This window comes from Delftia sp. RIT313, from assembly GCF_000632165.1.
GTDB classification, from domain to species: domain Bacteria; phylum Pseudomonadota; class Gammaproteobacteria; order Burkholderiales; family Burkholderiaceae_C; genus Comamonas; species Comamonas acidovorans.
On sequence record NZ_JFYT01000076.1, the window covers coordinates 1 to 12,663 of the forward strand.

Genomic DNA, 12,663 nt, shown 5'->3' on the forward strand with positions numbered 1-12,663 from the left:
GCCCCACCCACCCATATGCCGCCGCTGTCCGCCCTGCGTGCCTTCGAGGCCACGGTGCGCCACGGCAGCGTTTCCAAGGCCGCGCGCGAGCTGCACCTGACCGATGGCGCCGTGAGCCGCGCCGTGCGCGACATGGAAGATGCGCTGGGCTTTGCGCTGTTCCAGCGCAGCAACCGCAGCATCATTGCCACCCCCACGGCGCGTGTGCTGGCCGAGGAGGTGGCCCTGGCGCTGGAGCGCCTGCGCGGCGCGCTGGGCCGAGCGCGGCAGGCCGCCGGGCCGGACCGGCCGCTGGTGCTGTCCTGCGAGCCCACCTTTCTGATGCGCTGGCTGATTCCCCGCCTGAGCGGTTTGCAGGAAGCGATCGGCACGCAGCGCGAGCTGCGCCTGGTGTCGGCCGGCGGCTCGGTGCCCTTTGCGCGTGAAGGCATCGATCTGGCCATACGCCGCGCGGATTTCGACTTGGGCGCCGATGTGGTTGCCGAGCCCTTTTTGCAGGAGCACGTGGGTCCCGTCTGCAGGCCTGCACTTGCGAAGACGCTGGCACGCTCCGGGCCGCTGGGCGGCGTGCTGCTGCACACGGCATCGCGCCCGGACGCATGGCGGCATTGGAGCGAGCTGACCGGCGTGCCGCTGCAGCCCGGGCGCGAGGCCCGCTTCGAGCATTTCTACCTGAGCCTGCAGGCCGCCGTTGCCGGGGCGGGCATTGCCATCGGGCCGCTGGCGCTGGTGGCCGACGATCTGGCCAGCGGCACCCTGTGCGCGCCGCGCGGCTTTGTGGCCGACGGCTCGCACTACGTGCTCATGTCACCCAGGCCGGTGCATGACGAGGCCCGCTTCGCCCTGGTGCTGGAGTGGCTGCGCACGCAGACATTGCCGCTGGCGCGGGCCGACGCATGACTTGCGCCTGCCCGGCTTCACTGGTCGTGCTCGGACAGCTCCCGCCAGTGCGTGCGGGTGAAGGCGTAGACGGTTTCCAGCGCCGGTGACAGGCTGCGCGCGCCCATGCGCGCCATGCCGTAGCGGCCGCAGCGCCGGGGATCGGCGGGCAGGGGCACTTCGGCCATGGTGCCGCTGGCGCGCTCCTGGCGCGTGATGGACAGCACGCCGAACAGCAAGGTGTCCGTGGCCAGGGTCACGCTGCGCAGCAGTTCCAGGTTGTTGCAGTGCAGGGTGAACAGCTTGTCGGGCTCGGCGCCCTCGCCCCACAGCTCGGCCAGCTGCCGCGCCATGGCCGTGCTCAGCGTGGTGGTGGCCAGGGGGTAGCGGCGGATCTCGTCCATGCCGGGGTTTTGCAGCACGGGGTGGCCCGCGCGGCAGACCAGGCCGGCGGGCAGCTCGCCCAGCAGCTCCATGTCCACGTCATCGGCGGCGCGCAGCACATAGGCGTCGCCGACGATGGCGTCTATCGACTCATTGCGCAGCAGCTCCAGCAGGGCGCTGGTGGCGCCCATCTCGGTGCGCACCTTGATGCGCGGATGCGCCTGCGCCATGTGGATCAGAAAGGGCTTGAGCAGCAGTGCGGCCGGGGCCGGCGCCACGCCTATGGCCAGTGCGCCCTCCTGGCCGCCGCGCAGCAGCTCCAGGTCGCGCCGCAGCTGGGTTTCCTCCAGCCGCATGCGGCGTGCGCGCTCGGCCACCAGTTCGCCGAAGACCGTCAGCCGGGCACGCCGCGCGCCCCGGTCGAACAGCTGCGCCCGGAGCTCGTCTTCCAGCGCGCGGATGCTGCGGCTCAGCGCCGGCTGGGTCAGGTGCACGGCGCGCGCCGCGTCTGAAAAAGTGCCGTGCTCGACGATGGCCAGCAAGTGCCGCAGCTTCTGGGTATCCATGCGGAGTCCTCATGGTTTGTTGGCAAATTTCTCATTTGAATTATAGGTAGGCACTTCCTAAGATCGCATCCATGGACATTGAAACGTCCTATAGAGCGGCCACAACCGCCAACTCTTTCATCGGAGCAAAAGGAGACAAACCATGCTCAAGCTGTTCATCGGCATAGGCATCCCGTACATCGCGGTGATCGGCCTGCTTCCCTGGGTCGCGTCCGTCGATCGCCATCTGCTCGGCGTGCCCTTCATCTACCTGTGGATCTTCATGTGGTTCGTGCTGACGTCGCTGTGCATGCTCGTGTGCTGGCTGATGTTCGACCGCCACGAAGCCGACGACGTGCAGTCGGTCTGAAGGGAGCACCGCCATGACCACCGCAGTCTTTCTGGGCTTCATCGCACTGTCCCTGTACCTGGCCATCCGCTCGCGCACGGGCAAGGGTGCGCAAAGCGTGCATGACTTCTTCGTCGCCTCGCGCCAGTTCGGCGCCTACCTGGTGTTCTTCCTCGCCGCCGGCGAGATCTACAGCATCGGCACCATGGTCGGCTTTCCGGGCGGCATCTACGCCAAGGGGCCGACCTATGGCGTCTGGTTCCTGGGCTACATCCTGCTGGCCTATCCGCTGGGCTACTTCCTCGGCCCCATGATCTGGAAAGCCGGCCTGCGCCACAACGCCATCACGCTGCCGGACCTGTTCAAGGGCCACTTCGGCAGCCGCGCGCTGGAGCTGATCGTTGCCGGCTCGGCCATCCTGTTCCTGCTGCCCTGGGGCCAGCTGCAGTTCACGGGGCTGGTGGCGGCGCTCAAGGGACTGGGCTGGAACTTCCAGCCGCTGCACCTGCTGCTGATCTCGGCGGGCCTGGCCTTCACCTACATCGCCATCTCGGGCGTGCGTGCCTCGGCCTACATCGCCATCCTCAAGGACATCCTCATGGTGGTGGCCATCATCGCCACGGGCGTGGCCGTGGGCTGGCATGCCGGGGTGGGCGATGTGTTCGCCGCCGCCAGCGCCAAGGTCAGCAACCACATGACCGATACGCAGCTGCGCTTTTCCATGAGCACCATGCTGTTCCAGGCGCTGGGCTTTTACATGATGCCGTTCGCCGTGCAGAACTTCTTCACGGCCAAGAGTTCGCACACCATCCGCCGCACGCAGATCGCCATGCCGCTGTACATGCTGATGTACCCGTTCCTGGTGCTGGCCTCGTACTACGCCATCAGCCAGAACCTGGAACTGGCATCGCCCAACGAGGCTTTCTTCGCCGCTGCCGTTCGCCTGCTGCCCGACTGGCTGCTGGGCCTGGTCGCCGCAGGCGCCGCGCTGTCGGGCCTGCTGGTGCTGGCGGGCATCTGCCTGGCCATCGGCCCCATCGTGGCGCGCAACCTGCTGCCCGGCCTGCCCGAGGCCAAGCAAAAGCAGGGCGCCAAGGTGGTGATCGTCATCTACCTGCTGCTTTCCATCGTGATGACGCTGCTCACCCCCAACCTGATGCTGACCCTGATCAACACCACCTACTACGGCGTGACGCAGTTCTTCCCGGGAATGATGGCCATCCTGTTTGGCTGGCGCATCCGGCCCCTGGCCATTGCCCTGGGCATCGTCTGCGGGCAGGCGCTGGCCATCGTGCTGTACCTGCAGCAACCGGACTTCGGCGGCATCAACCTGGGCTTCATCAGCCTGGCGCTGAACCTGCTGGTCACGGCCATCGTCCACTGCCTGCCACGTGCGGCACACGTCAAGACCGCCTGAGGGAAACATCCCCATGAACCACGAAACCAGCGAGTGCGTGCGCATCTTCGCGGCGCGCACCATCCTCACCATGAACCCGGCCCAGCCACAGGCCACCCATGTGGCCGTGCGGGGCAGCACGGTGCTGGCGGTGGGCGGGGAGGCCGACATGGCCGCCTGGCCCGATGCCGAGCGCATCGACCACCTGCGCGGCAAGGTGCTCATGCCCGGCCTGATCGAGGCCCACAGCCACCTGATGGAAGGCGCCATGTGGGATGCGGTCTACCTGGGCTACTTTGACCGCCGCGATCCCGACGGGCGGCTGTGGCCCGGCCTGCGCACGCTGGACGCCGTGCTGGCCCGCCTGGCCGAGGCCGAGCGTGCCCTGCCCGACGCGCAGGCCACGCTGCTGGCCTGGGGGTTCGATCCCATCCTCTTTGGCAGCAGCCGGCTGTCGGTGCGCGAGCTGGACCGTGTCTCCGCCACGCGGCCCATCGTCATCCTGCACGCCAGCGTGCACCTGATGAATGTGAACTCGGCCATGCTGGCGTTGGCCGGCATCGACGAGGACACCGATATCGACGGCATCCACAAGGACGCCGAGGGCCAGCCCACGGGCGAACTCCAGGAATTCGCCGCCATGTACCCCGTGCAGAAGGTGATCGGCAGCGCGCTGTCGCTGGCCGCTGCCGAGCAGCGCGAGGCGATCTGGAAGTTCGGCCGCGTGGCCCAGCTCGCGGGCGTGACCACGGCCACCGACCTGGTCAGCGATCTCTCGCCCCAGGGCCTGGCCGCGCTGCGCGAGGTGACGGGCGACGCGGCCTATCCGCTGCGTATCGTCCCGGCCTTTGCGCCGCAGCGCAACCCGGAAGGTGGCGCCGCGCGCGTGCACACCGCTGCCGCATCGTCGGCCAGCGACAAGCTGCAGTTCGGCCCCGTCAAGTTCATCGTGGACGGCTCCATCCAGGGCTTCACCGCGCGCCTGCGCGCTCCCGGCTACGCGGGCGGGCAGCCCAACGGCCTGTGGCTGATTCCGCCGTCGCAGCTGCCCGCGCTGTTCGAGCCCTTCCACCTGGCCGGGCTGCAACTGCATATCCACACCAACGGAGACGAGGCCACCGAGGTGGTGCTGGATGTGATCGAGGACCTGCTGGCCAGGCACCCGCGCGCCGACCATCGCCACACCCTGCAGCACTGCCAGTTGGCCAGCAGCGCCCAGCTGCAGCGCGCCGCGCGCCTGGGAATGTGCGTCAACTTCTTCTCCAACCACCTCTATTACTGGGGCGATGCGCACGCCGGGCAGACCGTGGGCATCGAGTGGGCGTCGCGCATGAATGCGGCGGGCACGGCACGGCGCCTGGGCATGGACTTTTCCATGCACTCCGATGCGCCCATCACCCCCATCAACCCCTTGTTCACCGCCTGGTGCGCCGTGCAGCGAGAAACCGCGTCAGGCCGCGTGCTGGGCGAGGCCGAGCGACTGTCGGTGGACGATGCCCTGCACGCCATCACCATGGGCGCGGCCCGTACCCTGAAACTGGAGCAGCGCGTGGGCAGCATCGAGCCCGGCAAGCTGGCGGACTTCGCCGTGCTGGAGGACGATCCCCGCGCGGTGGCGCCCGCCGCCCTCAAGGACGTGAAGGTCTGGGGCACCGTGCTGGGCGGGCGCATCTTCCCTGCGCCCGGGTCCCAGCCATGAGCACGCCGGCCGCCGCGGCGCAGCGGGCGCCCATTCCCATGGTCGTCGTGGGCGGCTACCTGGGCGCGGGCAAGACCACCTTGCTCAACCGGCTGCTGGAGCGCGCCGATGGCCTGCGCGTGGCCGTGCTGGTCAACGACTTCGGCGAGATCAACATCGACGCCGCCCTGATCCGCACACGCAGCAGCGACGTGCTGCAGCTGGAAAACGGCTGCATCTGCTGCTCCATCGGCGGGCGGCTGGCCGAGGCCCTGGCCGCCGTGGGCGCGCGGCCCGACCGCCCGGACCTGCTGGTCATCGAGGCCAGCGGCGTCTCCGACCCCGTGCGCATCGCCCAGGTCGGCATGCTCGACCCCGCGCTGCAGCTCAACGCCATCCTGGTGGCGGTGGATGTCCAGGATGTCGATGAGCAACTGTGCGACCCGCTGGTCGGCGACATGGTCCGCCGCCAGATCGTCGGCGCGACGGCGCTGGTGCTGACCAAGGCGGATCTGGTGGAACCATCGAAGTTCGATCGTGCAAAAAGCCGCCTCGCCGCTCTCGCCCCCCACACCCAGGTGCTGACCGCGCTGCATGGCGACATTCCCATGGCCTTGTTCCTCGATGCAGTTCCCCGGCCGCGCCGTTCGCAGGGTTTGCTGGGAGCGGGCGGCGTCTGGCAGGGCGCCGTCAATGGCATGGCCGGCATAGGCAGCTTCTCGTACACCACGCACCGACGCTTCGACAAACAGCGGCTCAGGCAAGCGCTGCGCACCCTGCCCGTGCCCCTGCTGCGGGCCAAGGGCATCGTGCGCATGGCGGACCACTGCAGCGGCCAGGAAATCCATTGGGTGGGCGGCCGACTGCGCGTCACAAAGCTGCCTGTGGCGCAGATCCGCGAATCCGCCCTGGTTTTCATTGGCTGTTTTGGCGACGAAGCGCGGCAACTTCTGTGCAAGCACTTGGACAGTGCGCTGGTAGAGGCTGATTAGGGGGCCTCATCTAAGGGCACCCAGCGGACGCGCAGTGTGCATGGCGGGGCACGTCAGGTTGGGGGCAAGGCTGGATAAGCCCGTGTGGAAAAGAAGGGCTTTTTGAGAACCTCAAAGATAGCTTGCTACAAGAAAAATAGCTGCCGAGTCAATTAACCATTGACTTTGGACTCCCAGTTCGACTGGCGCATCTAGGTGCAACAAGTGAGCTTGCCTATCAGACGGCTCCTGTTTTTCTATGTCTGCCTGGTTTTATGTTGTGTATAAATGTAGAATTTTTGAAAAATTCAATTGACCGCAGATTGTGATTGAGTCATCCAAGGCACACTGCAAGGCGAAAGCATGAGTGCTGACTTGGCGTTAAAAATGATGTCGGACCTGTTCTGGACGGGTCTGATCGTATGTCTTCCGATACTGGGCCTGACCATGCTGACCGGATTGCTCATCAGCGTGGTGCAGGTGGTCACGCAAATCCAGGAAATGTCGCTGACTTTCGTTCCGAAGCTGTTCGTGGCTGCCGTCGTGCTGATCGTTTGCGGCCCCTGGATGCTGAAGAAACTGGGACAGTTCGCAACCCAGCTCTGGACGCGCATTCCGGCGATGTTCTGAATCCCCACGATATGGATTCCCTGCCGCATCACTGGCTGCCGGCGATCGCTGGCACCTGGCTTCACGACGCGTGGTTAAAAGCTTTTCTTCCCTCGTTGCGGTTGGCTGTCGTGCTGGCAATGACGCCCGTGCTGTATGCCATGCCCATTCCCGGGCGCGTGCGTGCGCTGCTGGTGATCGGCCTGTCTTGGACGATGGGGCAATTGCTGTCGTTGCCACCGGCAGCGGCCGCACTGAGCATGGGTGGATTGCTCCAGGCGGCATGCGTGGAGGTGGCGCTGGGCATTGTGCTGGCGTTGGGCGTACTGCTGGCATTCGCAGCCTTTTCCCTGGCGGGCAATCTTCTCGATGTGCAGATCGGGTTTGGCATTGCGCAAGTGTTCGATCCCGTGGGTAACAAGGCCGCGCCGCTGCTGGTGTCGGCATTCAACTATGTGGCCGTGGTCGGTTTCGTGCTGATCGATGGCCATCACAGCCTGCTGCGGGCTCTCGCCTACAGCTTCGAGCTGTTTCCGGCCGGTGCGAACTGGCCATTGGTTCTCGCCTCGGGCCCCGTTTTCAAGCAGGCCAGCGGGATGTTCATTCTTGGATTTGCGCTGGCCGCCCCTGTGGTGTTCTGTATTTTGCTTGTGGAGTTCGCCTTGGGCCTGGTCGCCAGAAATCTTCCGCAGATCAATATGTTGGTACTGGGCATTCCGGCCAAGATCGTTGTCGGGTTTGCCGTGATGTCGCTGTGGTTTGCAGGAATGGGCGGCGCCATGAACCGGGTCTACATGGGAATTTTCGACATGTGGGCGGCCGTCTTTCTCACTGCGTCCCATGGGGCGGGAGCGCGCTGATGGCCGAGCAGGATCTGGACCGCAATGAGACGGCCACCCCTTACAAGCTGCAAAAGGCTAGGGAAAAGGGCCAGGTTTCCAAGAGTTCCGACGTGGTGTCGGCTCTCGTGTTCACGGTTGCCGTTGCCTACCTCTCGTGGCAAGGATGGGATATGGCGCTTCGCCAGTTCCGACTTGACCAGTTGCTGGTCATTCAAAGCTCTGCGGCCGGCCCCGGCGCTGAAATGCTGTGGCCCCTGATTGCCGGCATGCTCAAGGAAGCATTGGCCTGGCTGGCGCCGTTCGCGTGCACCGTGATGATTGCCGCGGTGGTCGGCAATGCGATGCAGACGGGGCCGGTTCTCTCGGTGGAGCCCGTGGTTGCCGATTTCAACCGCCTCAATCCTGCCAATGGCATCCAGCGCGTGCTGTCCATGCGAGCCCTGTTTGACGCAGCCCGCGCCTGCGTCAAGCTGGGTTTGCTGATCGCAGTCGCCTATTTCTCTCTCAAGGACCTGGCGTCCCAGTTCTACAGCCTTTCCGGCCTGTCACCCCAGGGCTATCTCAAGACGCTGATTGCCGACCTGGGCAGCCTGGGTTTCAAGATGGCATTGCTGATGGCCATCATCGCTGCCGTTGACTGGGTATTCACGCGCCGCGAATTCGCCAAGAAGATGCGCATGAGCAAGCGTGAAGTCAAGGATGAGCACAAGCAGCGCGAGGGCGACCCGCGGGTGAGGGCGCGACTGCGCGACCTGCAGCGTGAGGCGCGCAAACGAAGCAAGGCCCTGCACCAGACCCGCAATGCCGATGTGGTGCTCACCAATCCCACACACGTTGCCGTTGCGCTGCGCTATGTCCATGGGGAAATGGACTCGCCTCAAGTGGTTGCCAAGGGCGCAGGCCATCTGGCGGCTGCCATGCGGCAGATCGCAGCCAGGCACCGCATTCCTGTCGTGCGCAGTCCTGCGCTGGCCCGCCGCCTGTTCAGTGAACTCGATGTGGAGCACCACGTGCCGCCGCACCTTTTTGCCGATGTGGCCCGCATCATCGTGTGGATCTTCGCCATGCGCGAGCGCTCGGCCGCGGGGGCTGCGCCATGAAATCCCTGCAACGCTTTTTCGGCAGGCACAGCGATGTGGCCATGGTCCTGCTGGTCCTCGGTGTGCTGGTGGTGCTGTTTGCGCCCATCCCCAGCGGACTGCTGGATTTCCTGATCCTGACCAACTTCAGCTTCGCCTTCCTGATCCTTCTGCTGACCTTCTACATGGCCAGGCCGGTGGAGTTTTCCACCTTTCCGTCCCTGCTGCTGATCGCCACCTTGTTCCGGCTATCGCTCAATGTGGCGGCCACGCGGCTGATCCTGTCGGATGGAGACGCCGGACGCGTCATCGGCGCCATTGGCGCCTATGTGGTGGGGGGCAACTATGTGATCGGCCTCATCGTCTTCCTCATCCTCATCGTGGTGCAGTACGTCGTGGTCACGAACGGTGCGCAGCGCATCTCGGAAGTGGCGGCGCGATTCACGCTGGACAGCATGCCGGGGCAGCAGATGAGCATCGATGCCGACCTGAACATGGGCTTCATCGACCAGGCCGAGGCACAGCGGCGCCGCAAGAACATCGAGAAGGAAGCCGGCTTCTATGGCGCCATGGATGGCGCGAGCAAATTCGTCAAGGGCGATGCCATCGCGGGCATCATCATCTTGCTGATCAACATCATCGGCGGCCTGGTCATCGGGGTGATGCAGCACAAGCTGCCATGGGCACAGGCCCTCAAGACTTATTCATTGCTGACCATCGGTGATGGCATCGTCACCCAGGTCCCGGCGCTGATCATTGCCGTGGGCACCGGCATCATCGTGACGCGCTCGGCCTCGGACGGCAACCTGAGCCAGGAGGTGCTGCGCCAGATCACCTCCTTCCCCAAGACGCTGCTGCTGGTGGGTGCCGCGCTGACGGGCCTGCTGTTCTTTCCAGGAATTCCTGCCCTGCCGACTTTGGTGCTGATCGCTGTCGTTGCCACGGTGGCGTGGGTGGTCTACCGCAACGCCAGCAACTCCGCCGAGGATGGCACGGCGCCGGCCGATGCGCAGGATGCAGCACAGCCAGCCGATGCGGCACAGAAAGGGGAGGATGACCCCTATGCGTCGCTGCAGGTGGAGCCCATCGAAGTCCATGTGGGCAGCGAGTGGGCGGCCCTGGTCAGCCAGCCCGGCAGTGTCCTCATGGATCGCATCGCCACCTTCCGCAAGCAGCATGCCCAGGACCTGGGCCTGGTCCTGCCACGTGTGCGCTTCAAGGACGTTGCGCGGCTGGGGCAGGACCGGTACGAGATCCATATCGACGGCGTGGTGTGCGGGCGGGGCGAGGCGCGTGCCGACCGCCTGCTGGCCATCCATCCGACCGGCAGGACCGATGGAATGCCCGGGGAGCCCACGCGGGACCCGACCTACGGCCTGCCCGCGCTCTGGATCGAGGAGCACCAGCGCGCCGCCGCCACGGTCGCCAAGTTCACGCTGGTGGACGCGCCCACTGTCTTCATGACGCATCTGACGGAAGTGCTGCGACGCGAATCGGCCACGCTGCTGACGCGGGCCGAGGTGGACCGGCTGCTCAATCGCGTGCGCCAGAACCAGGCCAGTCTGGTGGAAGAGTTGATTCCCACCGTGCTGTCCGTCAGTGACGTACAGCGTGTGCTGCAGAACCTGTTGCGCGAGAAGGTGTCGATACGGCATGTGGAAGCCATCCTGGAAACCTTGGCGGATGCCGGACGCCAGACCAAGGACGTGCTGCATCTGACCGAGATGGTGCGTCTGCGCCTGGGTCACGCCATCTGCCAGGGGTTGGCGGGCGAAGGCGCCGCCCTGCATGTCATCACGCTCGACCCGGCCATAGAAAGCCAGCTGCTGCAAGGCCTGCAGTCCGCGCAGGCCGGCCTGCGCGCCGACGACGGCGCGGCCGCCCCGGCGTCCTTCGCGCTGGAGCCCAAGCTGGCTGAACAAATGATGCTCAAGCTCATGCAGCAGACCGAGCGGATGATGAAAAGCAATCTGCTTCCCGTGCTGCTGTGCGCCCCCGAGCTGCGCCGACATGTACGCCTGCTGTCCGAGCGGATGATGCCCCACCTGCGGGTGCTGTCCATGGCCGAGGTGCCCCAGGCCATCGAGCTCAAGTCCTATGCCGTCGTGAGCCTCTAGCGGCACGCATCCTCCCATTCCCATTGCTCCCCAGACCATGCAAGAAGTACTCGCCCTCGCGCTGCAATCCATGCAGCAGGACATGCAGCGACTGGACCGGACAGGCCTGAACTTGGCCAATGCCTTGACGCCGGGCTACCAGCGCGAGGTCGTCTCGGCGCGGCCCTTGCGGCTGGGCGCTCCCTCGTTCGCCGCGATGGTCGGCACGGCAGCAGCCGCCGCCGAGAGCGCGCCGGCTGCGTCACCCCATGCGCCTGCTGCCGGCCTGCTGGTGCAGACCGACCACCGCCCCGGCACGCTTCGCTCCACGGGGCAGAACCTGGATGTCGCCTTGGCCGGCGCAGGCTATTTCGAGGTGAGCACGCCCGGTGGACCGGCCTACACGCGCCAGGGCAATTTCAGGCTCGACGCACAGGGGCGCCTGGTCACGGCCCAGGGCCATGCCGTCATGGGGCGAGGTGGCGAGATCCTCCTGCAGTCAAGCCAGGTGCGCATCGATGCCAAGGGAAACATCTTCGACGGGGATGGGGTGGGCCGCACGGACAGACCCGTCGCGCAGTTGAAGGTGGTCGAGGCGCCGCAGCCCTCGCAACTGCGGCGCCTGGGCGAAGGTCTCATGTCCATCGATGGCCAGCCCGGACAGCTTGCCGATGCCGATATCCGCATACAGCAGGGCTTCGTCGAGAACTCCAACGTCAGCTCCATGCACGAGATGGTGCAACTGATGCAGACCATGCGGCATTTCGAGTCCATGCAGAAGGTGGCGCTGGGCTATGACGAGATGACCGGCCAGGCCATACGCAAGCTGGGAGAACTGTGATGGCACATCTTCGCTGCGGTTGTTCCGCCTGCTTCGGCAGCCCGGACTCCGGCAAGCATCCGTTTTGCAAGACGCGCCAGGTCATTGCACCTGGCCAATTTCTGGAGGCAGATTTCCATGTATGACGCTTTGTACATCGGCGCGACCGGCATGCAGGCGCAGCAGCTCAACGTCGAGACCATCGCCAGCAATCTGGCCAATGTCAACACGGCAGGCTACAAGCGTTCGCGGGTCAGCTTCTCCGATCTGGTCGCCCTGGATCCGGCACGCCGGACGGCGGCCCTGGCCGGGCCCGACGCGGGCCTGCTTGCGCCGGTGATGCGGATGGGCGCCGGGGTGGGCGTGGCGGGCATCTCCAAGCTCTTCGACGCAGGCGATATCAAGAAGACCGACCTGCCCATGGACATCATCGTTCAGGGTGAAGGTTTCTTCGAGGTACAGACACCCGATGGAACTCCCGCGTACACGCGCGGCGGCACCTGGACGGTCAACCGGGACGGCAACCTGGCCACATCCGCAGGCCTGGCCCTGAAGCCGGCGATCGCGGTTCCAGACGATGTGCAGGCGCTGGTCGTGCAGCCCGATGGGCGCGTGCAGGCACGCGTGGCCGGGCAGCAAAGCCTTGCGGACCTGGGCAAGATCGATCTGGTTCGCTTTGCCAATCCCCAGGGGCTGGCTGCGCAGGGCGACAACCTGTACCGCAGCAGTGCCGCGTCGGGCGAGGCACTGCTGGTGCGTCCGGGCGAAGAGGGCGCGGGCCACATTGCGCAGGGCTACCTGGAGGCCTCCAACGTGAAGATGGTGGACGAGATGGTCAACCTGATGCTGGCCCAGCGCACCTATGAGGCCAACACCAAGATCGTCCAGGCCGCCGACGACATGATGGGCATGGTCAACGGATTGCGGCGATGAGGCGGATGCAGGCTCTCTTGCCAGTGGCCGCGCTGGCGACTGCGTGTTGCGCTCCCGCCTGGGCGGTACCTGCGCAGGCGTG

12 protein-coding genes are annotated in these 12,663 nt (G+C 65.7%); 11 read left to right on the forward strand and 1 reads right to left on the reverse strand.

Features of this window, described 5'->3' with window-relative positions; translation table 11 throughout:
* Positions 1-900: LysR family transcriptional regulator (locus BW39_RS22765; protein ID WP_043824484.1), on the forward strand; the 900-nt coding region annotated here is incomplete at its 5' end.
* Between the two features lie 17 nt (positions 901-917).
* Here BW39_RS22765 and BW39_RS22770 read toward each other — a convergent pair.
* Positions 918-1,829, reverse strand: coding sequence for a LysR family transcriptional regulator (locus BW39_RS22770; RefSeq protein ID WP_012203907.1), 912 nt, complete (start codon positions 1,827-1,829; stop codon positions 918-920).
* Positions 1,830-1,971: 142 nt separating this feature from the next.
* Between BW39_RS22770 and BW39_RS22775 the strand changes: the two genes are divergently transcribed.
* The 10 genes from BW39_RS22775 to flgG all read left to right on the forward strand — a co-directional run bounded on the left by BW39_RS22775 (position 1,972) and on the right by flgG (position 12,581).
* Entirely contained in the window at positions 1,972-2,178 is a 207-nt protein-coding gene (locus tag BW39_RS22775; protein ID WP_043824451.1) for a DUF3311 domain-containing protein, read from the forward strand.
* A gap of 13 nt (positions 2,179-2,191) precedes the next feature.
* Positions 2,192-3,574: a sodium:solute symporter family protein gene (locus BW39_RS22780; protein WP_013803838.1), complete on the forward strand. Its 1,383-nt coding sequence runs from the start codon at positions 2,192-2,194 to the stop codon at positions 3,572-3,574.
* 13 nt (positions 3,575-3,587) lie between these two features.
* Complete coding sequence (locus BW39_RS22785; RefSeq protein WP_043824452.1) at positions 3,588-5,252, forward strand: amidohydrolase; 1,665 nt, start codon at positions 3,588-3,590, stop codon at positions 5,250-5,252.
* Positions 5,249-6,223: a CobW family GTP-binding protein gene (locus tag BW39_RS22790; protein WP_043824454.1), complete on the forward strand. Its 975-nt coding sequence runs from the start codon at positions 5,249-5,251 to the stop codon at positions 6,221-6,223. Before BW39_RS22785 ends, BW39_RS22790 begins: the two co-directional genes overlap by 4 nt.
* Positions 6,224-6,565: 342 nt before the next feature.
* On the forward strand, positions 6,566-6,832 hold the full coding sequence (locus BW39_RS22795; protein WP_034390882.1) for a flagellar biosynthetic protein FliQ: 267 nt from the start codon (positions 6,566-6,568) through the stop codon (positions 6,830-6,832).
* Positions 6,833-6,843: 11 nt separating this feature from the next.
* Complete coding sequence (locus BW39_RS22800; RefSeq protein WP_080736801.1) at positions 6,844-7,671, forward strand: flagellar biosynthetic protein FliR; 828 nt, start codon at positions 6,844-6,846, stop codon at positions 7,669-7,671.
* Complete coding sequence (locus BW39_RS22805) at positions 7,671-8,753, forward strand: EscU/YscU/HrcU family type III secretion system export apparatus switch protein (protein ID WP_043824456.1); 1,083 nt, start codon at positions 7,671-7,673, stop codon at positions 8,751-8,753. Before BW39_RS22800 ends, BW39_RS22805 begins: the two co-directional genes overlap by 1 nt.
* On the forward strand, positions 8,750-10,849 hold the full coding sequence (flhA, locus tag BW39_RS22810) for a flagellar biosynthesis protein FlhA (RefSeq protein ID WP_043824457.1): 2,100 nt from the start codon (positions 8,750-8,752) through the stop codon (positions 10,847-10,849). Before BW39_RS22805 ends, flhA begins: the two co-directional genes overlap by 4 nt.
* A 37-nt stretch (positions 10,850-10,886) precedes the next feature.
* Positions 10,887-11,669 (forward strand): flagellar hook-basal body protein, encoded by a 783-nt coding sequence (locus tag BW39_RS22815; protein ID WP_052155413.1) that lies wholly within the window; start codon positions 10,887-10,889, stop codon positions 11,667-11,669.
* A gap of 117 nt (positions 11,670-11,786) precedes the next feature.
* Positions 11,787-12,581 carry a flagellar basal-body rod protein FlgG gene (gene flgG, locus BW39_RS22820; RefSeq protein WP_034398242.1) on the forward strand — a complete coding sequence of 265 codons (795 nt, stop codon included), beginning with the start codon at positions 11,787-11,789 and terminating at the stop codon, positions 12,579-12,581.
* Positions 12,582-12,663 lie beyond the last annotated feature (82 nt).